Raw genomic sequence first — 26,560 nt, forward strand, 5'->3', positions numbered from 1 at the left:
ATGTGAACGCGCATTGCGGGCGTTTTCACATTTCACTTTTCACATTTACATTTCATCGTTTATGTATTTAGAACATACTAACGTATGTACTCATTATTCCGTTGTTGAAAACAGTCTTTTTAACAAACCCGGTCTGTGTTTATCCTTCTCCAGGTGCAGCACGGCAATATCATTGGCACATTTACGTACGGCATTGGAATCCGTTCCATCGTAATAACCTCTGATATTATGATTCTTATCCAGCAGCACCAGTTTCTCGGTATGGATAAAATCATCCGGTCCGCCGTCTCCTTTTACCACACTCACATATACTTCATTTCTCGCCCAGTCATAAATATCTTTCTTGGCGCCGGTGAGTAACCACCAGTTATCCGGATTGATACCATGTTTTACACCATACATACGCAGCGTTTCAGAAGAATCTCTCTCCGGATCCACAGTCAGTGATACCAGCTGTAAGAGGGTATCGTTCTTGATGTAAGCCTGCTGGATCTTTTCAAGGTTGGCCATCATACGCGGACATATGCTGGGGCAGGAGGTGAAGAAGAAATTAACCAGTATTACCTTGTTAGGAAGGTCTTTCAGACTTACCTGGCGCCCCATCTGGTTAGTGAGGGTGATATCTTTCACTACATGGAAGGTAGTATCGTAAGTAGTTGTGCCGTTTTTCACTATAGTATCTACTCCTTCCGGGATGTAGTACCGTGGGATAGGAACCACGTTTTTACTGTAGTGATCTACAATCAGGTATCCCGCCAATGGCACTAATATTGCCAACATCGCTCCTAATAATCCTCTCTTGGTAATGGCCTGAAGTTTTAAAGTGTCAGATAAAAATTACGCTTTACAAATACGGCCGTAAAGATACAGCAGGATTCGTAAAGCGTAATATATAAAGTTTGTTAATTAGTGATGTGCGGGCTCGTTGGTAATGTGTGTAGCAGGAGCTACAGGTGTACCAGGAGACAGGTCTTTGCGCATGTTTTTCCAGGAATCACCATCAGCCAGGAAAGCGATGATAAACCATACGAACAATAACAAAGGAATTAAGATGGTCATAATCAGGTTTCTGATCTCATGACGTAAGTGCATGAATTCAGCTACGATGAAGAAAGCTTTCACCAGCGTCAGACAAACGAAGATGCCGTTGAGTGCCCATCTTGCCATGAAGTCGTATTCCAGGTAAAGGAATGCCAGACCTACTTCAAAAACAGTGATTGCTAATAATATCCAGAACGTCTTCCAGATACTTTTAGTGGATGAATCGTGAGCATGTTCCTCGTGCGCCGCTCCTGTATGTGTATGTTCCATTAGTTTTTTCTTTTAAAGTTCCAGATTTACAAATACTACTGACTTCTCTTAGAGCAGATAGAAACAGGTGAATACGAATACCCAAACCAGATCTACAAAGTGCCAGTATAAACCTACTTTCTCCACCATTTCATAATGACCTCTTTCTTCATAAGTACCTTTCAGTACGTTAGCGAGGATGATGATATTCAATACAACACCAGAAGTTACGTGTAAACCGTGGAAACCGGTAATAGTAAAGAAGAAGTTAGTAAAGTTGGTAGATGCGACTGTACCATCGACATTATGGAAAGGGTTACGACCCCACCATGCACCGGATTCATGTAAGTGTGTCCACTCCCATGCCTGACAAGCCAGGAACGCAGCACCACCGAGAATAGTCCATGCCATCCATTTTACAACTGCCTGACGGTCTCTCATTTTACCGGCGTGTACAGCCAATACCATTGTTACAGAACTCATGATCAGGATGAAGGTCATCAAGCTCACGAATACCAGCGGGAGATCTGCATGCCCCATACCAGGGAATGAGTGGAATACCACGTTAGGATCAGGCCAGGATGGGCTCATGAAGCGGATCGTACCATATGCTATCAGCAATGCACCAAAAGTAAAGGCATCTGACATCAGGAAGTACCACATCATCAACTTTCCGTAGCTCACATTAAAAGGAGAATGTCCCCCGGACCACCATTTTTTCTTCGCTGTAACTGCTGTATCCATTGTTTGTTTTGTAAATTAATTTTAAGAAAGTTTATCTGGCAATACTCAGAAATATCAACAGGTAAATCCATAACCCGTCCACAAAATGCCAATACGTAGCGGCAACTTCTATAGGAACGGAGCTGTATGAACGGACCCGGGTGCGAAATGCTTTGCCAAACATGATCAGCAGTGCAACAACACCACCCAGTACGTGTAACAGGTGTACACTCACGATAACGTAGATGAAAGATACAGAAGCAGGACCATTCAGTCGCAGACCACTATCATTCATTTGTTGGAAACCAACCCATTGGCACAAAGCAAAGGCAACACCCAATGCTGCGGTCAGCGTAATCAGCTGTTTGTACCGCTGCATGTTCCTGTTACGGAACTGTTTCACTGCCATCTGGATAGTCGCACTGCTGGTCAGAATGATTGCAGTAGAGATCCAGAAAATCATCGGCAGGTTGAAAGTGAACCAGTTGGCCTGGGCACGCTTCACAACATAAGCACTCGTAAACCCTATGAACATCATGGTAATGCTACCCATTGCTATCCAAAGAGAATATTTATGCGGATGTATTTTATTGCGTTGTAAGCTCATTGCGTCCATCACTCCTTGATTTCAAAATTGAATTACCCGATCTTATCAAACAGTAGTGCAAACTGCATGATCATCAGATAAATATATGAACCAAACATCAGCTTGCGTGCTGCAGGCACATCTGCTTTTCTATACAGATTGATTGCTCTGTACAGGAAGAACAATGTCACCAGCAATACAATGATCGCAGAACTTTGACCACTGATACCCAGGTAATATGGTAATAATCCTGCAGGAATCAGCAGTAATGTATACAGCACTGCCTGTAATGCAATCAGCTTGTTAGGTTCTCCTCCGGCAGGTAACAGTTTGAATCCTGCTCTTGTGTAGTCTTTATGCCCGATCCAGGCGATAGCCCAGAAGTGGGGGAACTGCCACAGGAACTGAATTGCAAACAAAGCCCATCCGCCATTACCGATTTCGTTAGCACCACCCGCCCATCCAATGAGCAGGGGTAACGCTCCAGGCACCGCACCCACCAGCACTGCCAGTGAGTTCCATTTCTTCCAGGGTGTGTATACGAAACCGTACAACACCAGGGACAGCAGACTCAGACCCGCACATAACAGGTTAAAGCCCAGTGCAAGGATAACCAGACCGGATACTCCTGTAACAACAGCTAAGATAATAGCTTCTGTTTCAGACATCCGGCCGGCCGGTAATGGACGTACAGCTGTACGCGCCATCAGTTTATCCGTTTCCTTTTCCAGTAATTGATTGATTGTGTTGGCTGCGCCAGACACCAGCAATCCACCGGCAAATAAAGTAAGAACTTTTACGAGGTTGAACCCGATTCCCGGCACCAGCAGATATCCCACTACACTTGAAAACACTACCATGATGGTGAGATTAAACTTCATCAACTGAGAATAATCCCTCACCTTACTGGCTACTGCATACGATGTCGACAATTTTATCGAGTTTTCTCTTATCATTTCTTCAGCCCATGCCCACGGATGTAACCCCGTAGCTTGCCCAAAAATTTAAACTATTAATGTCCTTCTTTTTCTTCGTCTGGAGACAATGGTACAGTCTGAGGAACGAAATCTTTACCGTTCTTGCTGTAGTCATATGGCCAGCGATATACTTCAGGGATCTCACCAGGCCAGTTACCGTGACCAGGATTGATTGGAGTTGTCCACTCAAGTGTAGTAGAGTTCCATGGGTTGGTAGTAGTTACCTTTCTACCCTTGAAGATGCTGTAGAAGAAGTTAAATACGAACAGCAGCTGAGCAGCAAATACTGCGATTACCACGATACTGATGAAGTGGTTCAGATCAGCGAACTGTTTGAATGATTCCCAGCTGGTGTAATCATAATATCTTCTTGGCATACCCGCGATACCTTCATAGTGCATTGGCCAGAAGATCAGGTAAGCACCGATCAGCGTAGCCCAGAAGTGAATGTAAGCGAGGGTATTGTTCAGATAACGACCAAACATTTTAGGGAACCAGTGGTATACACCGGCGAACGTACCGAAGAACGCAGATACACCCATTACGATGTGGAAGTGCGCAATTACGAAGTATGTATCGTGCAGGTGAATATCGATAGAAGAGTTACCTAACCAGATACCTGTCAGACCACCGGAGATGAATGTGCTCACGAAACCGATAGAGAACAGCATACCAGGCGTAAAGCGCAGGTTACCTCTCCAGATAGTCGTGATCCAGTTGAACACCTTGATGGCTGATGGAACCGCAATCAGCAATGTTAACAGTACGAAGAATGCACCCAGGAACGGATTCAGACCAGTAACGAACATGTGGTGCGCCCATACCAGGAACGCCAGGATAACGATAGCAAACATAGAACCCACCATCGCCAGGTAACCGAAGATCGGTTTGCGGGAGTTAACCGCCAGGATCTCAGATACCATACCCATCGCAGGGAGGATGATGATATATACCTCAGGGTGACCGAGGAACCAGAACAAGTGTTGATACAGGATAGCACTACCACCTTCGTTGGAGAGTGCTTTACCGGCAACGAACAGATCGCTCAGGTAGAAGCTGGTACCTCCGTGACGATCAAACAGCAGGAGGATGAAACCAGACAATAATACAGGGAAGGAAAGTACACCAAGTACGGCAGTGAAGAAGAAGCTCCAGATAGTCAGCGGCATCTTAGTCATGTTCATACCTTTGGTACGCATGTTCAGGATAGTAGAGATATAGTTCAGACCACCCAGCAGCTGCGAAACAACGAACAGCGCCATAGAGATCAGCCATAAGTCCATACCTATTTTAGAACCGATTGAAGCGTCACCCAGTGCACTCAGCGGAGGATAAGAAGTCCAGCCACCAGATGCAGGACCTGTCTGAACAAACAGGGAAGCCATCATTACGACACTCGCAAGGAAGAACGCCCAGTAACTCATACAGTTCATGAGAGGAGAAGCCATATCACGGGCACCTACCTGCAAAGGAATCAGCAGGTTAGAGAATGTGCCGCTCAAACCGGCTGTTAATACGAAGAATACCAGGATGGTACCGTGCATGGTTACCAATGCATAATACGCTTCCGGGGTGATACGACCGCCTTTTGCCCAGTGACCCAGGATGCTTTCCAGCCAAGGGAAAGTAGCATCAGGGAAACCCAGCTGCAAACGGAACAGTACAGAGAAGAAAGCACCTATGATAGCCCAGATAATACCGGTAATCAGAAACTGCTTGGCAATAGTTTTGTGGTCAAGGCTGAAAACATACTTCGAAATGAAGCCGCCTTCATGATGCTCATGATCATCGTGCCCGTGACCGTGGTCGTGCGCATGCGCTGCGCCATGAATTACCTCCTGACTGTGCAATGTTGCTTCGTTACTCATAATCGGTTCTATTTATATAAAACTGTCATCGGGGAGTACCGCTACCAGTTTATCTTATAATTTTTAAAATTCCTGCGTCAATTAATTTAATCTCTTCTACAAGGCAAAATTAAGGTTTCACCTCGTTAGCCGCTACTACTTTCTGTGTAGTATCGGTAGCTGCAGCAGGTGCTTCTGCTGGTTTGGCTACCGGCGCTTCTGCCGGGTGAGCTACACCGTACTGTGCCACCTGTTTAGCTGTCCATGCGTCGAATTCTTCCTGTGTTTCCACAACGATATTCGCTTTCATGGAATAGTGACCGGAACCACACATCTGATCGCAGGAGATTTCATACACGAAATCAGGATTGCCGGTTTTGTCCTTCATCTCAGTGGTAGTATACTTAGGTGTAAACCACAATGTAGTAGGAATACCTGGAACAGCATCCATTTTCAGACGGAAATGAGACAGACCTACGTCATGGATCACGTCGCGGGAACCAATGATCAGTTTTACCGGTTTACCAACTACCAGGTGCATTTCTGTTGCCATGAAATCATCCTTGTTCAGCTGATCATCCCAATCCTGACCTACAGGGTTGTTAGCGTCGTTGATATTCTTGAAGAATTTACGACCCAGCTGACCATCTTTACCCGGGTAACGGATCAGCCAGTTAAACTGTTTACCGGTGATCTCAACAACCGCAGCATCTTTCGGTGCATCGGAAGTGATACGGAACCAGTGTCTTAAACCGATAGCCACCAGGATAGTGAGCGCTATGGCAGGAATAACTGTCCATATTAACTCCAGTTTGTTGTTATGAGGGAAGTAAAAGGCTTGTTGACCTTCTTTCTCCTGATATTTAAAAGAGAACCAGAACAACAGGATCTGGGTAATGATGAATACAATACCTGTGATCCACAACGTCCATTTGATCATGTTGTCGATACCCTCACCCTGTTCAGACGCTGCTTCAAAGAAAATCTTTCCTTTCAGGGCATCGTTACAGTAGTAAACACCTACCAGGCCCAGTATCAGGAAGATGATCAACAGGAAACCGTTCACGCGGTTGGATTGCTGACGCGCTTTCTTTTCTCCCTTCAATATGGACACATACTCGCTGGCCTTCGCAATCTGGAAGATGACTACGAATATGAGCACAACAACTAAGACTGCTAAATATCCTGACATTGCTATTTGAAATAATTAAGTTATCTAATGCTTTACGTTATTACCTATCACTTCCGGCGTACACCGGAATCTCCGTTACTTGCTCGATGATCAGGTATGGTGTACAATACTTTCTTTCAGATAAGGATGATTCTTTGGAACCAGCGGCGCTTTCGTCAGCTGATGAATTACCACATAGATAATCACACCAACGAAACCAAGACCCAGACCGAATTCGTACCAAGGGAACACCAGGTGTTTGTAAGTACCAGGACCTACCATCTGCCAGAAATCTAACCAGTGACCTACCAGGATTACTACAGAGATAAACACCATAGAAGAGTAGTTACGTTTTGTATCACGCTTCATCAGGTATAATAATGGAGTAATGAAGTTGATCAGCAGGTTCAGGAAGAAGATGGGTCTCCACTCGCCCCAAACACGTGGTTTGAAGTAGACGATCTCCTCAGGCATGTTTGCATACCAGATCAGCATATACTGAGAGAACCACAGGTATGTCCAGAAGATACTGAATGCGAAAGCAAATTTACCCAGGTCATGCAGGTGTTCTTCATTTACCATCGGCAGGTAACCATTACGTTTCAGGTGAACCAGGAACAGAATGATCAGTGCGATACCAGAAACCCAGCTGCTTGCGAATGTGTACCAGCTATACATGGTAGAATACCAGTGTGCATCAATACTCATCAGCCAGAACCATGGGGTAGTAGAACCTACAGTCAGTGCGTAAACCACGATGAATCCACCACACCATACTGTATTTCTCCATACGATACGACGACCGGTAGCTGCGGACAGATCCCAGCCATCTTCTTCGATGGACATTTTACGCAGTTTTACTGCGAAGAAGCTCCATGCGCCGATTGTAACAACCGAAAACGCTGTGAACATTCCTTTATTCAAAAAAGCTGATTTCCAGCTTAATATTTCGTCATGTTTAACATGCTCTGCGTTTAACCAGTGGTAGATATTCTCTTTACCAGTGAACGCAATTAACATGAGGATCACGAACAGAATCCCGCCCAGTACAGGTACTGCCATGGAAATTGCTTCCGGTACACGACGGAAACCAATCTGCCATCCACCATGCGCCAGGGTAGTAGCTCCGATAAAAAAGGCACTGGCTAATACTACCAACAAAAAGAATGTGCTGTTCTGGAGGAGGCCAGCCCAGAAACGTGTAGAGCCATGCTCACCATGAAATGCAAAAATTCCGATCAATAAAGTCAGCAAGCCAACACCCATTAACACGAAGCTGGTCCTTTTTAATCTTGCCGGTACTACAAATTGGTCCTTCATTACTGTATATTAAAATACTTGATTGAATGCTGTTTATCTTAGTGTGTCGCTGATGAGTCAGTTGTCGCAGGTGCTGATGCCGCTGATGCAGCAGGAGCTGTCTGTGTTGCTTCATTAGCCACTGGTCCAGCGTTTGCACCGCCGTTCTGTACGCTGCGGATGTAAGCCGCTACTTTCCAGCGCTGTTCTCTGTCGAGCTGGCTGGCGTAGCTACCCATCGCATTATAACCGAAGGTCATTACGTGGAACAGGCGTCCTTCAGTATAGCTGGCTTTCGCACCGCTCGCCAGGTTGGCAGGAGCTGCTACGTATGGACCAGCACCACCATTGTACAGCGGACCGTTACCGTCCAGCTTGGAACCGTGGCAGATAGCACAGTAGATATTGAATAGACGTTTTCCTTCCTCCAGATCCGCTTTTGTGAGAATCAGCGGATTCTTTACTGCATTAGCCAAAGCGGTATCTGCCGCTTTCAGATGGTAAGGCAGCAATTCTCCTCTTTTTACGGTTCCATCTACTGGCTTCAGTGTAGAAAGACGCTCACTGTAGAACTCGTATGCACGGGATTCAACCATGTCCGGCATGTAATGCTTGCCGGGTTTCCTGTTGTCTTTTCCGCATGCCGATAACATAGCTCCACTTACCACAGCAGCCGCGATCAATATGTTGGAAGTCCTTTTCATCTGTTTATTATAATTCAAGCTTATGTTCTGTGTGCTCCTCCCGGGGAATACGTCCTCCGGAAAGTTTTAAATTCTGTTTATGCGTTTACAGCCTCAACTTTTGTTTCAAACAGGCGGTCTTCACGGTCAAAACGACCGAACCACCAACCTGATTCAACACGCTGTTCGTTCACATCCTCGCCGCCCAGACCTGCCAGGAATCTTTTCAGTTCCTCAGCATTGGTTTTAGCAGTTACTTCAATCGCCATCACGAACTTATCGTCCGTCTGACGTGGATTGAAGATATGTTTCTTTACGAAAGGAGCCAGCTGACACAGGTAGCAGAATGTGAGCACCATACCTACTGCTGAAAACAATACCGTCAATTCGAAAGTGATAGGTATGAATGCTGGCAGCGGGAAGTGTGGCTTACCACCTATATTCATAGGCCAGTCAGAGTTAAATACCCAGCTCATGCAGGATAATGCCGTAGTAGTACCGGTGATACCGTATATGAAGCCGGCAGTGTGCAGGCTGGTTTCGCGCAGACCCATTGCATGGTCAAGACCATGCACCGGAAATGGTGTGTACACATCGTGTAACTTGTAACCCGCAGTTCTTACTTTTTTCACTGCCGGAAACAATACCGCCTCATCACTAAAACTTGCTACAACAAAATTTTTAACCGCCATATGTTTAAAAAATTCTTAGTCTAAAAAACGAAATCCGATTCTTTACTTGTCCGGGATCTCCCGGTCATAGATTAGTTATGATGAGCGTGAGCTACTGCACCGTGAGCATCGTGATGATGATCGTCATCATGGTGTAAACCAGCTTCAAACTCTTCAGCAGGCTGCTGCTCATACTGCTCCATGCCCTTCTTGAAGCTTTCACCGGAAGTTTTCAGTACGCTCTTGATCTCAGCAACAGCGATAACCGGGAAGTACTTGGCGAACAGGAAGAAACAGGTAAAGAACAGACCGAAGGTACCCATATAGAAACCAACTTCCGGCCAGGATGGACGATAGTAGCTCCAGCTGGATGGCAGGTAGTCACGATACAGGGAAGTACAGATGATTACGAAACGCTCGAACCACATACCGATGTTTACGATGATAGACATCACAAAGGTTACGGCTACGTTTCTTCTCATTTTGCTGAACCAGAATACCTGTGGAGTGATTACGTTACAGGTCATCATGATCCAGTAAGACCAACCCAGCGGACCTGCTGCACGGTATTTATAGAAAGTATCGAATTCATAAGGAACTGCTGCGTACCATGCCATGAATAACTCAGTCAGGTAAGCACAACCTACTACGGAACCGGTCAGTACAATCACCTTGTTCATAGCCTCCATGTGGCCCAGGGTGATATAGTCTTCCAGACCTAATATTTTACGTACGATGATCAGCAGGGTCTGTACCATTGCGAATCCGGAGAAGATCGCACCCGCCACGAAGTATGGAGGGAAGATGGTAGTATGCCAACCAGGAATTACGGAAGTTGCAAAGTCAAAAGATACGATAGTGTGTACAGAAAGTACCAGTGGAGTAGAGAGACCCGCCAGAACCAGTGACAGTGCCTCGTGACGCTGCCAGTGTTTGGTAGAACCTGTCCAGCCGAAAGAAGCAACACCATATAATAACTTACGCAGTTTGGTTTTAGCCCTGTCACGTACAGTTGCGAAGTCAGGGATCAGACCGGAATACCAGAACAGGAGAGATACTGTGAAGTAAGTAGAGATCGCGAACACGTCCCATAAGAGCGGAGAGTTGAAGTTCACCCACAGCGGACCACGTGTATTCGGATAAGGCAATACGAAGAAGGCCATCCATACACGACCCATGTGGAAGATCGGGAACTGACCCGCACACATTACCGCAAAGATCGTCATCGCTTCTGCTGCACGGTTTACACCAGTACGCCAGCCTTGACGGAAGAGGAGGAGGATCGCGGAGATCAGTGTACCGGCGTGACCGATACCTACCCACCATACGAAGTTGGTAATGTCCCAACCCCAACCGATCGTTTTATTCAGGTTCCACACACCCGTACCGTAGTAAACTTCCCAGGTTACGGAGAAGGCGCCAAATGCCAGCAGCATTAGGGAAATGAAAAAGCCCACATACCACAATTTACCAGGCTTGGCTTCAATCGGGCTGATGATATCTTCTGTTACCTGGTGGTAATCTTTCACCCCATCAACTAATGGTTCTCTTAGTGTGGATTCGTACTTTAAATGCATAATTCTTTAAGCTTTTACCCCTAACCTGCACCTGGATGCAGAATAAGGAGCTTTAATTGTTCTAAACTTAAAACTTTATCTCTCTGTTAATCTTTCAATCTAATCAGCTCAACCCCGGCTTACGCTTCGTGTTTTGCTGCTGCTTCATGATGAGCTTCTTCTTCATGATGTCCTTTCAACTTAGGCTCAGCAGCTTTGTTTCTGATCTTAGCCAGGTAGTTGATAGAAGGTAATGTATGGGTTTGTTCCAGTACATAGTACATCCTTTCTGTCTGCTCTTCTGTACGCAGTTTAGCGATGCGGCTTTCTTTGTCGTTAATGTTACCGAATACGATCGCATCAGCAGCACATGCAACCTGACAAGCTGTTTTAGCTTCGCCATCCTTCATCGGACGACCCGCTTTCTTAGCAGTCAGTTTAGCATCCTGTAAACGCTGTACGCAGAAAGAACATTTTTCCATTACACCACGGCTACGAACCACAACATCTGGGTTCAGTACCATACGTGTCAGATCATCGTTCATACCTGCTACGTCATACAGGTTATTTTCAAAGCTGTCAGCACCATTCCAGTCTCTCCAGTTGAAGCGACGAACTTTATACGGACAGTTGTTAGCGCAATAACGGGTACCGATACAACGGTTGTAAGCCATCTGGTTGATACCTTCAGAGCTGTGGTTGGTAGCTGCTACCGGACAAACATTCTCACAAGGAGCGTTATCACAGTGCTGACACAGCATCGGCTGGAATACTACTTCCGGGTTGTTTTCATCACCTGCGAAGTAGCGGTCGATTCGCAGCCAGTGCATTTCGTGTGCTTTCAGCACCTGCTCTTTACCAACTACAGATACGTTGTTTTCAGCCTGACATGCAATAGTACAAGCGCCGCAACCGAAACAGGTGTTCAGGTCGATAGACATACCCCATTTAATACCCTGATAGTGGTGAACATCCGGATAAAGGGTACCATCTTTACGGAAATCAGGACCAAACTGATCCAGCTCTCTGCGGTCTTCGTTTACCTCTTTAGGGTTCTTAATGAACTCTTCAAGAGTAGTTTCTTTTATGATAGGACGACCTTCATAGCTGTTATGCGTCTGCGTCACACCTACCTGAGCTACTGCACCGGTTTTTTCAACCGCAGCATCAGCAGCGAAATAATCAAAAGTCTGACCGTTGAAGCTTACTAACGGATAGGCATTTTTACCTACACCTGCAGCAGCTTTACCGGCGTTGTTGTTACGACCGTAACCAACAGCGATAGCCACAACTTCAGGATGGATACCAGGCAGGATCAGCAGCGGCAGTTCAATTTCCTTACCGTTTGCTTTGATCTTCAGTACAGTTCTGTCGTTGTTGATTTCGTAGTCGTCACCCAGCTGCGTATTGAACGTTTTAGCGAGGGTGTTGGATATTACAGCGTAGTTATCCCATGTAGCACGGGTGATCGGATCCGGCATTTCCTGCAACCAGGGGTTGTTCGCCTCTTTACCATTACCGATAGCAACTTTCTGATACAGTACCAGTTCCAGCTTACCGCCTTTCTTGGCACTGTTAATCTTAGCAGCTGCACCAGCAACGTCGCCGGCGAAAGTAGCACCACCTAAAGCAGCTGGCTGAGCCGGCTCGATGATACCATCCTGGAGGATTTTATCCCAGGCTTCCTGGCTACCCAGTTTAGTGATCCACTCATTTTTCAGGAAATCTTCCCATGATGTAGCGTTTCCGCTCCACGCCAGCAGGCTAGATTCAAACGCACGTGTTTTGAACAGCGGCGCGATTGTTGGCTGTATAAAGCTGAAGTATCCGGTACGGCCTTCTGCATCTCCCCAGCTTTCCAGGAAGTGATGTGCAGGAGCTGCGTATTTAAATAATTCAGAAGTTTCGTCTTTACGATCGTTGAATGTAACGCTCAGTTTCACCTGTTTAACACCGGAGATGAATTTCGCGGAGTCAAAGTAGTCGTAAGCCGGGTTAACACCATATACGAATAATGCACCGATGCTACCTGTATTCAGATCGCTTACCAGCTGGGTCATTTCGCTGTCGATACCCTGACGGTAACCAGCGGTAGAGTTCCAGTCGATAGTAGTACCATTCGCGCCGATCTGGCTGTTGATGGCATTTACAATGATCTGTACGTTCACATCGTTTGAACCACTTACTACCAGCGCTTTACCCTGGTTTTCTTTCAGTGATTTCGCAGCTTTTTCAATACCTTCTGCCAGACGTTTGTCAGCGATAGCCGGTTTGCTTACCGCACCACCCACAGCGCTCAGCAACGCCAGTGCTACAGCACCGAGTTCAGAAGGCTTATGTGTGAATCTTTCGTCAGCATTGGCACCGGTAACGCTCATCATACTTTCAAACTGGAAATGTTTGCTCATTTCCGGTCTCTTCTGATCGATCTTACGGTTAACACCATAACCCTTAGAATACTCTACAGGGTTCAGCCAGGTACCCAGGAAATCTGCATCCAGACTCACAATAGTCTTTGCATTTTCGAAGTGGTAAACCGGCAGTGCTCTTTTTCCGTAAGAAGCTTCGTTAGCCAGCAGCATACCTGAGTAGGACACTGCATCATATGTTACATGACGGAAACCAGGATATTTCGCCTGGAAACCTGCAATAACTTTCTTAGTAGAAGGACTGATAATAGTAGAAGTCAGTAACACGATAGGAGCACCGCCCAGACCAGCCAGTGCAGCACCTACCTGTTTGTCCAGCTCCGCCCACGTTGTTTCCGCACCATTGATAGTAGGGAAACGCAGACGAGCTGCATCGTACAGGCTCAGCACAGAACCCTGTACTCTTGCTGTGGAAGCTGTACCGGTGATAGTAGACAGATCGTTACCATCAACTTTAATCGGACGGCCTTCACGGGTCTTAACGACGATAGGCAGATATTCTCCGTCTACTGCGTAAGTGGAAGCGTAATAGTTAGGTACACCGGGAGTGATTTCTTCCGGCTTATTTACGTATGGTATTGCTTTCTTAACAGGCGTTTCGCAACTAGCCGCAATTGTAGCAGCTGCGGTAGTGAACCCCAGGTATTTAAGGAAATCCCTGCGGGGTGTAGTAGCATTCAACAGGCTTTCACTCTCCTCAAAAGGCAGATCCTCTCTAAATTCGTTATTCACAATCTCCTGATGTTCCTTGGTATTGTGCAACTCCTCCAAGCCTTTCCAATACTTTTTTTGCTCCATGTTATTTATACTAACGAGTTACGGATATTTGTTTTAGAACTTTGAAGCCCCTCGTTGAAGTACAGCATGCCGGCATAACGATTTACATTCGCTAACAATCCCCTAAGCTTCCTTCACCCGATTTACTTCCTCTATATTAATAGTGACATTTCTGACATTCAGTACCACCTACCATCTCAACGGTTACGCTGTCGATCTTGCCTTCTTTCACCTGCTGGTGGAACTGTTCAAAAATGCTGTAATATTTATTATCTGCGAACTGCACTTTAGTTGTACGGTGACAGTTTACGCACCAGCCCATTGACAGCTCAGCAAACTGATGAACTTCGTCCATCTCAGTGATCGCACCGTGACAGGTCTGACACTGTTGTTTACCAGCTACTACGTGTTGAGAGTGGTTGAAGTAAACGTGATCAGGCAGGTTGTGGATTCTGGTCCACTGGATTGGTTTGCCAGGTTTAGTGTAAGCCTGTGCTTTCTTATCCCAACCGACATGATCGTATAATTTCTGGATTTCTGCAGTACCATTTACCTTCTTACCTTCTGCAGTGTACAGGTCAGCACCACCATACTCACTGATAGTCTTGTGACAGTTCATACAGATATTCTCAGAAGGAATCATAGCATGCTTACTCTTCTCAGCACCCGCGTGGCAATACAGACAGTTGATCTGGTTAACACCTGCGTGAACTTTGTGAGAGTAGAAGATGGGTTGCTCTGGCATGTAGTCTTTCTGACGACCCAGGCCGATCGCACCATTGATTGTATAGTAACCACCTACGATGAACAGCAGCAGGATCACCAGGGCGATGTAAGCTTTGTTCTTGTAGAAAGGAACCGGATCCGGAGTAGGTACACCGTCTTTATCACCAGCAAGCTTGTTCAGGTTACTGTTGATCTGCATCAGGATCAGCGCAACGATAGCGAGGATCAGTGTGATGATACCAAACAGCAGACTGTTGTTACCGCCATCTTCAGTACTACCACCAGGAGTTGGACCATCTCCTTTCTTAGGACCAACTTCTTTGGTACTTTCATCAGCGATGTAAGCCAGGATGTCATCGATATCAGCATCTGTAAATGCAGGGAAACCAGGCATTACCTGCTTGTTAAAATCATTGAAGAGTTTAACAGCATAAGCATCACCTGAAGCTACCACAGAAGATGAGTTATGAATCCATTGGTGCAATAATTTCTTATCAGACCAACGTTCCTCCACACCCTTCAGTGCAGGACCAGTAACTTGTTTGTGAACATTATGGCAGCTGGCGCAATTCTGCTGAAACAATGTTTTACCCTTGCCTGCATCTGCTGCCCTTACTGATAAGGACGCGATCATTGCAACGCATAGGACAAGAACACTCACAAAATGCTTGCGCATAAGAATGGAAACACGACGATACACAGCCTATTTAGTTTAGATTTGACCTTAAGTTTCTTTAAAAGTGCTCACAAAAATAAGACACAATGTTGACAATTTATCAACAATTATAAAAAATTCTTACTTGCTTCACTGATTCCTTTTCACTATATATATTCCGCTAAAGCACGTATTGATCAATGCTTTTCGCATGAGAAAAAACATGATAAAAGTCATGATTCTCGACAAACTCTTGCATTCTTTATCGTTCTCCTTATATATATAATGGTGTGTCCTTTGGGATGGTATTATTTTTGTCTGGACTGTTGTTTTCTTAACTTCCTTGTGCTTATCAGGTTCCATTTATAACCCTCCCGGTACCTGGAATGTTCAAACCTCTCCATAAATAAGACCAATTAGTTACTTTTGCGCCGTCTTATAATTTAACATACGCACTTTGAAAAATATAGCCATCTTCGCCTCAGGAGCAGGTAGTAACGCACAAAAAATTATTGATCATTTCCGGAACTCTTCCATTGCAAGGGTCGCTTTGATACTTTGTAATAAACCGGAGGCCGGCGTGCTGAAGATAGCCGAAAAAGAAGGTATCCCCTCCGTACTGATCGAAAAAGAAGGTTTTTTCCGTACGGACCATTATATAAAGGTATTAAAGGATGCCTCCACCGACCTCGTCGTATTGGCCGGTTTCCTCTGGAAAGTACCCGCTAACCTGGTACAGGCTTTTCCGGACCGTATCATTAATATACACCCGGCCCTGTTACCTAAATATGGTGGTAAAGGCATGTATGGCAACTTCGTACACGAAGCAGTGATCCTGGCAAAAGAAACAGAAAGTGGCATCACCATCCACTTCGTCAACGAAAAATATGATGATGGCGCAACAATCCTCCAGGAACGTTGTACGATCACCCCGGATGATACCCCCGAGACCCTCGCAGCTAAAATCCACCTGCTTGAACATCAATGGTATCCTCTAATTGTGGAACGATTATTGACCTCATAATCACGGGCTTTCAGCTCAGCTGTAGGCGCCCTTCTGAACCTACAATTGCTGGCGGCCACCGTCAAATGCAGACAACTATATGAAACAACCACTGCTTGTTATTTGCCTGTTATGCCTGAGTGGAATGTCCCTCTATGCCCAGGACAAAAAGCCCTTTCACCGGTCTACCTATATTAAGGTAAATCCCGCCCGGCTGATCAATCAGCTGGAATTCACCGTTGAACAGGAACTCACTCAACGCCTGAGCCTTGAACTGGGTGTCGCCGGTATCTACACAGATTACCCCGATTACATCCTCGCCAGGAAAATAGATATCGGCCAGAAAAAACCAGATATCAGCACAGAACAATTCGTCGATGGGAGAGGACTCGGATTCAGTGCCAGCCTCCGCTGGTACCTCGTCACCCAGAAAGACGACATTACACGCGCCCAGGGTACCTACTTTCAACCCGTCCTTACATATAAGAAGGTATTTTACCCCAACGAGAAAATCAATATCCGGGGTACCGAATACGAAAACACCGGCGATAAAGACGTCTACGCCATCCAGTTCCTGCTGGGCCGCCAGATCACCCGGGACAGATTCGTTATAGACCCCTATGTCGGCCTCGGCGTCCGCGCAAAAGTTTACGACTACAATAACTTTTATGATAATAATGGTGTAGCCGACTCCAGAGACGGACGTCTCATCAGTGTACTGCCCAGTCTGCATTTAGGCATAAAAATCGGATTGCGTTTATAACAGTCCGCCAGCGGCGCCATTTCCCGTTTACAAACCTAATTCTTCGGCCACCCGCCTGCCGGCAGGGTGCCTAAACGTATTTAGCTAATTGTGTACTACCTTTGTGATGTAAAACGACTGGCATTATGTCTAAAAAGAATGTGTTCTATATTATATTTTTTGCCCTGTTATCCATCGCTTTCCTCGGCTACTCAGGTTATGTGATCAAAGGTGAGAAAGGCAGTTTCTTCGGGGAAGAGAAATTACCCATACTTGGCACCAACGGCCATATTATCGGCGGCTTCTCTTTTGTGAACCAGGAAGGCAAAACAATCACCAGCAAAGACGTTGAAGGGAAAGTATATGTAGCGGAATATTTTTTTACTACCTGCACCAACATCTGCCCCAAGATGAATGCAAATATGATGAAAGTCTATGCCGCCTATAAAGATGAACCCCGTTTCCGCATATTATCTCACACCGTAGATCCGGAAACCGACAGTATCCCTGTATTGAAAAAATATGCAGAAGAACACGGCGCAGATCCCAGTAACTGGTGGTTCCTCACCGGTAGCAAAAAAGAACTCTATAAACTGGCCAGAGCCGGTTATATGGTGGATAATGGAACATTCACCGGTGATGATGACTTCGTGCACACCCAATGGTTCGCCCTGGTAGATGGCGAAGCCCGTGTAAGAGGATTATATGAAGGCACGAAAAAAAGTGATGTAGACAAAATGATCGTTGACATCAACCGGTTGCTAAAGGAAAAACAATAACTCATTATAAATTATCATGAGCAACAAGAACAAAGCAAGTATTACCGAACTGCTCAGGGAAAGTAAGCTGAGCATTACGGATACCCGGGTGAAGATACTGGAACTGTTCATGAACAGCAATGGTGCACTTGAACACAGCAGTTTTGAAAAACTGGCCGGTCAGAGCTTTGACCGCGTAACAGTTTACCGCACATTACAAACCTTCCTGGATAAAGGGATCATCCATAGCATCCCAACCACAGATACCTCCATCCGTTATGCACTCTGCCGATCGGAGTGCTCGGAACATGATCACCATGATCATCACGTGCATTTTAAATGTGAAGAGTGTGGTAATACCACCTGCCTGGATACGGAAGTCCCCGATATCCACCTACCAAAAGGATATGCCGCACATAACGTGGATGTCGTAGTGAGTGGAGTGTGCAAGGAATGTAAATAAATTAGGAATTAGGAATTAAGAATTAAGAATTGTTGACTAATAGCCTTCCATTTACTTAATCAGGTTAACATCGTTCCGGATAGATATAAAATAATAGGGCACTTCGTTAATGAAGCGCCCTATTGTTTTATAAAAAGTCAATTAATACAAATAATTCCTAATTCCTAATTCCTAATTTTCCTCGCTCACCTTTTCTATCTCAGCCTGTACAAAAGCCGCCAGCTCCTGCACATAAGCAGGGGAGAAGTCAAATTTGATACCCGCCGCTTTATACAGTTCCGGCAAAGTACGGGTGCTACCCAGACTGAGTGCATTGACATAATTATCCAGCGCCTGCTGCTTGTTCTCTTTGAACTGTTTCCACATAGCAATGGCCCCTAACTGCGCAATACCATATTCTATATAATAGAATGGTACCTCAAACAGGTGTAATTGTCGCTGCCAGCCAATCGCTTTATAATCTTCCCAGCCGCTCCAGTCAACTACTCCGGTAGCAAATTCATCCTGTATGGCTACCCATGCAGCTGTACGCTCTTCTACCGTATGTTGCGGGTTTTCGTACAACCAGTGCTGGAATTTATCAATGATAGCGATCCATGGGAAAATCACGATCGCCCGTTCCAGCTGCTGCAGTTTGGCTCTGCGCAGTTCCTCCTCATTACTAAAGAATATATTCCAGTAGTCCATCGTGAACAACTCCATACTCATGCTCGCCACTTCCGCGATCTCCATCGGATACTCCTTGAAAGCACTCAGTGACAGATTATGACTCAGGAAAGAATGTACCGCATGACCTCCTTCATGTACCATGGTAGTCAGGTCTTTCATCTGACCGGCTGCATTCATAAAGATGAAAGGCACCCCGGTTTCTGCCAGCGGACAGTTATAACCACCTGGTGCTTTACCCTTACGGCTTTCCAGATCCAGCCGTCCTAATTGCTGCATTACCCGCAGACAGTTACCAAAGAAAGGTCCCAGTTGATCAAAACACTCAATCGCCTTGTTAACCAGCTCGTCTCCGGTCTGGAAAGGGGACAGTGGTTTCACCCCCTGTGGCTCCGCATCGGAATCCCAGGGTTTCAGTACATCCAGTCCCAGTTTAGCGCGATGTTTCTCCTGCAGACTTTTTACCAATGGCACAATGTGTTCCTTTACGGCAGTGTGAAACTGGAAACAGTCTTCTTTTGTATAGTCGAAACGTCCGAGATCTTCGAATTTATAATCACGGTAATTGGCAAAACCGGCATTCTTTGCCACCTGGTCTCTCTTGGTAATCAGATTAGTAAAGAGCTGATCAAGGGTGTCTTTATCTTCCAGACGACGCTTCGCCGTTTTTGTAAATACTTCTTCCCTTAATTCGCGGTTGCTGTCTTCCAGGAAGCGGGCCGCCTGTTGCAGGGTATATTCCTGTCCATTGACGGTAATAGTCATCTTACCGGCAATAGCGCCATATTGCTGTGACTGAACACTCAGTTCTGCCAGCAGTGGCACGTTCTCTTCACGGAACAGTTTTACCTGTTTACGCACACTCCGCAGGTAAGTAGCATACAGATCCTGATCCAGGTTCTTTACCCATTCACTGGCCAGCAGCTTTTTATTCAGTGCATCTGCATAAGGTTGCAGTTTGGGCTGTATTTCCATACAGAAGTAAGCGAATGCCTCTTCCAGGGATTTGTCGGTTGTATCGCAGGTCATGCGTATCTGGCGCCAGCAGGCATCCTCACTGATGACCGCCTCCAGTTCACTGATATCCTTCAGCCACTGCTCCAGCGCCGCTACACTTTCGAGCGGCCTTTGCTGCAACTCCTCAAAATATGGCTGCAATGCCTCCCACGTTGTTACCGTAAAGTCTTCAGGTAACAGTTTACGTGGCTGTTTCTCAATATTTGCGTCTAAAGTCTTCATTTTACTAAAATAAGAAATTCCAGTGCAAAGACCTGAGGTGGAAATAAGAAGGTCTGTTTAGTTATCTAAACTATAGTCATGCTTCGTTACAGCTGCCTTTCGCAACGAAGGATCAATGCAGGATAACTATAGTCTGACTAATAGAAAATGATTGTTTTCGGGGTGTAATACCAGGGGAAAGATACGACTTAGCTTCTGTACGGGCAATAAAAAACCAGACGCTGCATACGATAAACACAAAGCGTCTGGCATTAGAAACCAATAAATTATCTAAGAATTACTCTTCAGTTTTCTTTTTCTTAGGAGCAGCCTTTTTCTTAGGCGCTTCTTCACCTTCAGCAGCAGGAGCGTCTTCTTTCTTAGCTCTCGCTTTTTTAGGTTTTTCAGCCGGAGCTTCTTCAGTTGCTACTTCGTCAGCGCCTTCTTTAGCGGCAGCTTTCTTAGGTTTAGCAGCTTTTTTAGCTGGCTTTTCAGCAACTTCTGCATCAGCAGCAAGTGCTACTTCTTCTGCAGCAGCTTCCGGAGCATCTTCCGCTACTTCTTCGAATCTCAACAGATCGTTAGTCTTGAGAATGGCATACCATTTCACCATCTTCTTCATATCGCTAACGTAAACCCTGTCCTCGTCGAAAGTAGGGAACACACTTTTGAAATAAGACTTGATCGCATTATTGTCAGCTTTGGCACCAACCGGAGCTGTTTTAGCTTCCTGGTCCTGCATGGCTTTAAATACTTCAGCCAGGTTTACATTTTCTCCGGTTGTAAACACCTCGATGCTTTCCAGCGGAGTAAAATTATGGATGCGGGAGCTCACAAATTTTGTGCTCTTGTCTTCCAGAGATCTTACGATAGCGCCATCCTGTTTGCTGGCAATTAATTGAAACAAACCACTCAAACCGGTTACTGCAACTATTTCTCTATACTGCATGTTCAAATTTTTAAGAAGCGCAAATATAAAAAATCGTTTCTATCCGACAAATTGGAGAGGCTGTTCATTTAATTATTCTTGATAATTGACAAAAACAACCTTTTTTTTTGACGGCATCAACTATTTAACTTTTTTCCTAATACCACAGGCAATTTCCATTGTCGCACCTGTCCCACGGGACTTATCACCTCGGCAAAGATGACGTATATACCTGTTACCAGTTCGCGGTTCTGCAGCCCCCGGCCATCCCAGATCATATACCCTTCGGCAGACAAGGCCATATTTCGTGCTAATTGCCTGACAGTTCGCCCTTCTGCATCAAAAATCGTGACATTTATGACAAAACCCGGGACCGGAAATTTATAACTGAGTACCGCCACATCCTCAAATCCGTCATTATCCGGAGAAAAAATACCCGGACGGACCGACAACATCCCCTGAACACCTCCTGCCGGAAGCTGCTGGGAATTCGCTCTCCCGGGAGTTGCATATTTTGCCGATCCTGCTGCAGAATGCCAGTTATACTTATCTTGTGTAGGACCATCCGCCTGTAAACGTTCCAGCGAAACACCCCGGGTATTCCCCGCCAGGGATAGATGCATTGCGTCCGAATAATGCAATTCATCAATAATATTGCCGGCAGCGTTTAATAATACAACTATGCCCTCCCCATTGATCAGTGCCGGCAGATTTATTTTATAAATGCTTTCCGGTGACAGACAATCATATTGTGCACATAAAGCAGCCGGATCTGTCGTAAAAGCTGCATAAGCACCAGGTAATAACACATGGACAGTACCCGATAGGGAGACCACTTCGTCTAATTGGCCATCCGTTTTTCTTCTTGTCAGGAATAAACGGGAAAAGTCAAGCGCTTTAGGACTTCTGTTAAAGATCTCGATAAACTCCGGCACACCCGAAGCCGGATCATATAATATTTCATTGAAGACAATATCAAAACTATCTGCCTCAGAAACCCTGGCCACCGCCAGATCAGGGGCGACGCTTACTTCCTGTCCCGTACAGTCATTCAGCCCCTCCACGGCTATCTGATAAATAGTACCCGGCAGGAGGGGGCTACCTAAGCGAAGAGATACATTATTATATAGCGGAGCTTGCGCAGTAACTTTGATGACAGGCAATGCCGGATCAAAATGGTAATGAGCAGTAGTACTTACCGCCATACTATCCATGATACCGGAAAAGGATAGTCCGACGTTCATACTATCGGCAGCATGTGCATGTACCAGGGATACGGGTGGCGGTATGCTGCCTGGTCCGCTGACTGTATTTGCTTTACCGGGTGTAGCACCTTCTTTTGCCAGCGAGGGACGCCAGTTAGTACTACCCGCACAGGGCCAGTGTACATCTACCATTTCAAGACTCCAACCTCCTTTCTCTTTCACCGGATTATGATACCAGCTGCGATCATAACCAACTGCATGTACCAGCATACCACTGTTATTACGAAGAATGATCATATCACTATCCCCGGGTGCAGGAAAATTGCTGATACCCATCACGGCGATATCTACGGGAAACTGATTCACAGCTTGCCTGTCACACAACACCAGATAAGTATCCGGCGGGAAGAGGCGGGCAGGTAATATCACCTCCCTGTTGCTGTTGGCCAGACGCCAGTCTTTTAGTTGCAGGGTAAACGGACTGTTATTCTTCAGTTCTACAAAACGCGCGGCCTGTAAGCCTGCGGAAGGCAACGCCTTTGGAAGGAATTCATGTATCAGCACATCATATCCTGTAGGGAGATAATACAGGAACGACGCCTTTAACATGGACGATATATTACCTGCAAGATCTCTTATCCCATTTATCAGTAAGTGACAGCTGTCCCCGTTGGGAAATGCCTGCTCAAACTGCACATTGACACAAAAGGGACTATTATTATCCTGCCAGATGCGCAAAGGCAGATTGTCGGTTCCGGGTAGCTGAAAATTGTGATAGTCGCGAAGACTGTTACTATCGGGCGTTTCACTAAAACAGCAACTGATAGTATGTGCGTTGAGCAGCTGAACAGACAACAAGGAGGGCGGTATGGTATCTGCTACCAGCGGATGAACGGACACATCATCAAAATAGTGACGGCGAAAGAAAGAAGCAGTAGACTGACGCACGGCGAATCCCATAAAGCGGCTCGTATTATACATATTATCTTTTGCTATACCTTCCCGGGTATAAGCAGTGCCATTGCCATTTTCGTCGGTCCACAATTCCCAGTTATCCTCTTTTCGGATCACTTTTATTTTCAGGGTGGAAGAGGTATGATCAGTGATACCATCACGTCCATCTATCAGTAGTACGGGAGGGAGATTGCCGTCTTTCCGGTAAAGACAGACCTCATCTTTTGTATTACCGATACGCACGAAATAACCTTTGCTGCCTGGTGCGGAAAGGTTGGCACTATCTGCGGTAAGGAATATGTCTGCATAATTGAGAGAGGAGGTATTGAAATCCAGTTGCAGCCAGCACTCCCATATTGCATTACGTGACAGGGAAGAACTGGTTGAAAGATAGAAAGTGCTGCTGCTTCGGGAGAGACGACTGCGGAGACGGCCTTGCTCTACGGTCCATGCAGTATCTGTTCCTTTCCAGGCGACTGCTTCATTAATATTCTGATAATCAAAAGATTCGCTCACCTGAGCAAATGAGAAAGCTACCTGCATCAGCAGGCATACACAAACAATGGTAGTACGCATGTCTTAAAAAAATTGGGTTGGTTTGGACAGAAATTTAGTGATTTTCTATGATTCTGGCCAAGACATTGAAAACCGCAATGCTTGTGTTAAATTTGCATTTCCAAAAAATTAAAATGTAAAAACAATGAAAGTTGCCGTAGTAGGAGCTACCGGACTGGTAGGCTCAAAAATGTTACAAGTATTGACCGAAAGAGATTTTCCGGTTACAGAACTGATTCCCGTGGCTTCAGAGAAGTCCGTTGGTAAGGAAGTAACATTTAAGGGCAAGCCTTATAAGGTGGTTAATGCAGATACCGCAATTTCCATGAAACCGGATGTAGCATTGTTTTCTGCAGGTGGCAGCACTTCCCTGGAGTGGGCGCCAAAATTTGCTGCAGCAGGTATTACTGTCATTGACAACTCTTCTGCATGGAGAATGGATCCCACCAAGAAACTGGTGGTGCCTGAGATCAATGGTAAAACATTAACACCTGAAGATAAGATCATCGCTAACCCTAACTGTTCTACTATCCAGATGGTGCTTGTACTGCATCCATTACACGATAAGTACAAAATCAACCGTGTAGTTGTTTCAACTTATCAGTCAGTAACTGGTACAGGTGTAAAAGCGGTAGATCAGCTGATGAATGAGCGTCAGGGTATTGAAGGTGAAAAAGCATATGCACACCGTATTGACCTGAACGTGATACCACAGATCGATGTATTCCTCGATAATGGTTACACGAAAGAAGAAATGAAGATGGTGAAAGAGACCGTGAAGATTATGGGCGACAGCAACATCCGTGTAACAGCGACGACTGTGCGTATCCCTGTAATTGGCGGTCACAGTGAGTCTGTAAACATCGCTTTTGACAATGAATACGAGCTGGCAGAAGTACGTAGTATCCTGGAAAATACACCAGGTGTTATTGTAGTGGACGATCCTTCCAAAGCACTGTATCCGATGCCGAAAGATGCACATGAGAAAGATGAAGTATTCGTAGGTCGTATCCGTCGTGATGAAACACAGGAAAAAACGTTGAATATGTGGATCGTGGCAGACAATCTGCGTAAAGGTGCTGCAACAAATGCGGTGCAGATAGCAGAATATCTCCACGCGCAGAAATGGATTTAGTAAAAAATAGCCGTTGACTTTATCCTTTAGGGTGATAATTTCGCGAACGTATAAACGATTTATTTAAACTGACAAGAGCAAGTGTGGGTACACTTGCTCTTTTAGTATCGATTTGATGCGAAATAAGTATCAGTTTAACAAAAATTACACAGAAGTAGTATTGCTTTGTGAAAGATAAAATCCAATTTTGGTATCAATAATCCTATGCCAACTTACTGATTCCAAAAAACTATCTTTGTGAGCAAGTAAGGTGCGAAGAACTAAAAATTCACAAATCCGTAAACACCCTTAAAGTCCTATGAAAACCAACGCCAATCGTGAGCTTTTACTGATGCACAAATTTACAGAAGAGTGGAGTACTAATTTTTCTTCACAGGTGTCCCGCATCATGAACATTGTGGATCAACATGATACACTGGACGGCATTATCCCGATTATTGAGGTAGCCAACGTGTATAATCAACGTTTTGCGCACACTAAGACAGACAAGGAAAACCTGTTGAAGAACCGCAAGGCAAGACCATTCGAATTCCTGATCCACAAGAACTAATCCGCTGAAAATTATTGTGCTGTAGTCATCTGCCGGCCGGTGAATGTGCATACGGTCGAATTATACGCCCGGCAGATGTACATATGGCTTACGTGTTGAAACGGTGTTACTCCCAGAGAAAATCACAGTGCATTGTGGCTTACCCATCCGCCGACGGCGGACAGTGACTAATGATAGTATTTTCACCACGGGAAACTAACTAACTATTCCAGATCCAGTGCCCTGTCCATAAATTTGACAAAAGGCTGCATTACAGAAAATATTTTAAGGATCTCCCTGACTAATGCAGGCTGTAAAGCGGCATCGTCGGATATATGATGCCATACAGTGAAGCTTTTCAATTTCAGGTATGCGATGGCAGGATTATCCGGCAGATAGCCCTGTGGTGCTGTCTTTAATGATTCGCCTTCGATCTTACCGAAGTAGCGGATGAATTCCTTATTGGAAATGATCTGCTGAAACTCTTCAAAATTATAATCTATTTCCTGTCTCACTTTTTTGAGCACAGGCGCTTCCGGCATCCACAATCCGCCACCGGCAAAACTATTGCCTCCAGGTTCAAGATGAAAATAATAACCAGGACGTGGCGTCTTACGGCCACCTGGGGCAAAAGATGCACCCATATTGGTTTTATAAGGCGTTTTATCTTTCGAAAAACGGGTGTCTTTATAAATACGGAACGTACAGTCTTTTACCTGCAAACCTATCAATACGGGCTCCTGTTTAGCTAAACCGTCCAGGATCTGTTGTACTACACTCTCGTAATCTGCTTTCGCATTTTGATAATCGGATTTATGTTCATCAAACCATACCTTATTATTATTCTTAGCCAATGATTTTAAGAACTTCAACGTGGGGGGCTGTAACATGTAACCAGTTTTGTACACAAAATATAAAAATTATTTTCCGTTCTCCAGTAATCTACAAATGCACTATGCCCTTCATCCCTGGCCGGAAAGCCAGGAACGAAGAGCGCAGGCAGTAATTTTTATT

23 protein-coding genes are annotated in these 26,560 nt (G+C 45.4%); 6 read left to right on the plus strand and 17 right to left on the minus strand.

Features of this window, described 5'->3' with window-relative positions; translation table 11 throughout:
• Nucleotides 1–93 precede the first annotated feature (93 nt).
• From CPIN_RS02530 to CPIN_RS02590, 13 genes are all read right to left on the minus strand, one after another.
• Entirely contained in the window at nucleotides 94–780 is a 687-nt protein-coding gene (locus CPIN_RS02530) for an SCO family protein (protein ID WP_012788191.1), read from the minus strand.
• Between the two features lie 126 nt (nucleotides 781–906).
• Nucleotides 907–1,311 (minus strand): cytochrome C oxidase subunit IV family protein, encoded by a 405-nt coding sequence (locus tag CPIN_RS02535; RefSeq protein ID WP_012788192.1) that lies wholly within the window; start codon nucleotides 1,309–1,311, stop codon nucleotides 907–909.
• 48 nt (nucleotides 1,312–1,359) lie between these two features.
• Entirely contained in the window at nucleotides 1,360–2,034 is a 675-nt protein-coding gene (locus CPIN_RS02540) for a cytochrome c oxidase subunit 3 (protein WP_012788193.1), read from the minus strand.
• Between the two features lie 31 nt (nucleotides 2,035–2,065).
• Entirely contained in the window at nucleotides 2,066–2,629 is a 564-nt protein-coding gene (locus CPIN_RS02545; protein WP_012788194.1) for a cytochrome c oxidase subunit 3, read from the minus strand.
• Between the two features lie 23 nt (nucleotides 2,630–2,652).
• Nucleotides 2,653–3,531 (minus strand): heme o synthase, encoded by an 879-nt coding sequence (cyoE, locus tag CPIN_RS02550; RefSeq protein ID WP_245552076.1) that lies wholly within the window; start codon nucleotides 3,529–3,531, stop codon nucleotides 2,653–2,655.
• A gap of 80 nt (nucleotides 3,532–3,611) precedes the next feature.
• Nucleotides 3,612–5,444: a cytochrome c oxidase subunit I gene (locus tag CPIN_RS02555; RefSeq protein ID WP_012788196.1), complete on the minus strand. Its 1,833-nt coding sequence runs from the start codon at nucleotides 5,442–5,444 to the stop codon at nucleotides 3,612–3,614.
• A 109-nt stretch (nucleotides 5,445–5,553) separates the two neighbouring features.
• On the minus strand, nucleotides 5,554–6,615 hold the full coding sequence (locus tag CPIN_RS02560; protein ID WP_012788197.1) for a cytochrome c oxidase subunit II: 1,062 nt from the start codon (nucleotides 6,613–6,615) through the stop codon (nucleotides 5,554–5,556).
• Nucleotides 6,616–6,705: 90 nt separating this feature from the next.
• Entirely contained in the window at nucleotides 6,706–7,914 is a 1,209-nt protein-coding gene (locus CPIN_RS02565; protein ID WP_012788198.1) for a hypothetical protein, read from the minus strand.
• Nucleotides 7,915–7,952: 38 nt separating this feature from the next.
• Nucleotides 7,953–8,597 (minus strand): c-type cytochrome, encoded by a 645-nt coding sequence (locus CPIN_RS02570; RefSeq protein ID WP_012788199.1) that lies wholly within the window; start codon nucleotides 8,595–8,597, stop codon nucleotides 7,953–7,955.
• A 77-nt stretch (nucleotides 8,598–8,674) separates the two neighbouring features.
• On the minus strand, nucleotides 8,675–9,268 hold the full coding sequence (locus CPIN_RS02575) for a DUF3341 domain-containing protein (protein ID WP_012788200.1): 594 nt from the start codon (nucleotides 9,266–9,268) through the stop codon (nucleotides 8,675–8,677).
• A 71-nt stretch (nucleotides 9,269–9,339) separates the two neighbouring features.
• Entirely contained in the window at nucleotides 9,340–10,824 is a 1,485-nt protein-coding gene (nrfD, locus tag CPIN_RS02580; protein WP_012788201.1) for an NrfD/PsrC family molybdoenzyme membrane anchor subunit, read from the minus strand.
• Between the two features lie 119 nt (nucleotides 10,825–10,943).
• Nucleotides 10,944–14,030, minus strand: coding sequence for a TAT-variant-translocated molybdopterin oxidoreductase (locus tag CPIN_RS02585; protein WP_012788202.1), 3,087 nt, complete (start codon nucleotides 14,028–14,030; stop codon nucleotides 10,944–10,946).
• A 136-nt stretch (nucleotides 14,031–14,166) separates the two neighbouring features.
• Entirely contained in the window at nucleotides 14,167–15,369 is a 1,203-nt protein-coding gene (locus CPIN_RS02590) for a c-type cytochrome (RefSeq protein ID WP_012788203.1), read from the minus strand.
• Nucleotides 15,370–15,847: 478 nt separating this feature from the next.
• Here CPIN_RS02590 and purN point away from each other — a divergent pair, with 478 nt between their 5' ends.
• From purN to CPIN_RS02615, 4 genes are all read left to right on the plus strand, one after another.
• Nucleotides 15,848–16,414, plus strand: a complete 567-nt coding sequence (gene purN / locus CPIN_RS02600) for a phosphoribosylglycinamide formyltransferase (protein WP_012788204.1) — start codon at nucleotides 15,848–15,850, stop codon at nucleotides 16,412–16,414.
• 79 nt (nucleotides 16,415–16,493) lie between these two features.
• Entirely contained in the window at nucleotides 16,494–17,156 is a 663-nt protein-coding gene (locus CPIN_RS02605) for a hypothetical protein (protein ID WP_012788205.1), read from the plus strand.
• Between the two features lie 125 nt (nucleotides 17,157–17,281).
• Complete coding sequence (locus tag CPIN_RS02610; RefSeq protein ID WP_012788206.1) at nucleotides 17,282–17,914, plus strand: SCO family protein; 633 nt, start codon at nucleotides 17,282–17,284, stop codon at nucleotides 17,912–17,914.
• Nucleotides 17,915–17,930: 16 nt separating this feature from the next.
• A complete protein-coding gene (locus tag CPIN_RS02615) occupies nucleotides 17,931–18,356 on the plus strand; it encodes a Fur family transcriptional regulator (RefSeq protein WP_012788207.1) in 426 nt (141 codons plus the stop codon).
• 171 nt (nucleotides 18,357–18,527) lie between these two features.
• Here the strand turns inward: CPIN_RS02615 and CPIN_RS02620 are convergent, their stop codons facing one another.
• The 3 genes from CPIN_RS02620 to CPIN_RS02630 all read right to left on the minus strand — a co-directional run bounded on the left by CPIN_RS02620 (nucleotide 18,528) and on the right by CPIN_RS02630 (nucleotide 23,903).
• Nucleotides 18,528–20,261, minus strand: a complete 1,734-nt coding sequence (locus CPIN_RS02620) for a M3 family oligoendopeptidase (protein WP_012788208.1) — start codon at nucleotides 20,259–20,261, stop codon at nucleotides 18,528–18,530.
• A 277-nt stretch (nucleotides 20,262–20,538) separates the two neighbouring features.
• Nucleotides 20,539–21,189 (minus strand): DUF5606 family protein, encoded by a 651-nt coding sequence (locus CPIN_RS02625; protein WP_012788209.1) that lies wholly within the window; start codon nucleotides 21,187–21,189, stop codon nucleotides 20,539–20,541.
• A 116-nt stretch (nucleotides 21,190–21,305) separates the two neighbouring features.
• On the minus strand, nucleotides 21,306–23,903 hold the full coding sequence (locus tag CPIN_RS02630) for a lamin tail domain-containing protein (protein ID WP_012788210.1): 2,598 nt from the start codon (nucleotides 23,901–23,903) through the stop codon (nucleotides 21,306–21,308).
• Between the two features lie 124 nt (nucleotides 23,904–24,027).
• Here CPIN_RS02630 and CPIN_RS02635 point away from each other — a divergent pair, with 124 nt between their 5' ends.
• Both CPIN_RS02635 and CPIN_RS02640 read left to right on the plus strand, forming a co-directional pair.
• Nucleotides 24,028–25,017 (plus strand): aspartate-semialdehyde dehydrogenase, encoded by a 990-nt coding sequence (locus CPIN_RS02635; RefSeq protein WP_012788211.1) that lies wholly within the window; start codon nucleotides 24,028–24,030, stop codon nucleotides 25,015–25,017.
• Between the two features lie 298 nt (nucleotides 25,018–25,315).
• Entirely contained in the window at nucleotides 25,316–25,567 is a 252-nt protein-coding gene (locus tag CPIN_RS02640; RefSeq protein ID WP_012788212.1) for a hypothetical protein, read from the plus strand.
• A gap of 203 nt (nucleotides 25,568–25,770) precedes the next feature.
• On the opposite strand, the gene CPIN_RS02645 is transcribed toward CPIN_RS02640, so the two are convergent.
• Entirely contained in the window at nucleotides 25,771–26,436 is a 666-nt protein-coding gene (locus CPIN_RS02645; protein WP_012788213.1) for a DUF2461 domain-containing protein, read from the minus strand.
• Nucleotides 26,437–26,560: the final 124 nt, after the last annotated feature.

Source organism: Chitinophaga pinensis DSM 2588, assembly GCF_000024005.1.
Taxonomy (GTDB): Bacteria; Bacteroidota; Bacteroidia; order Chitinophagales; family Chitinophagaceae; genus Chitinophaga; species Chitinophaga pinensis.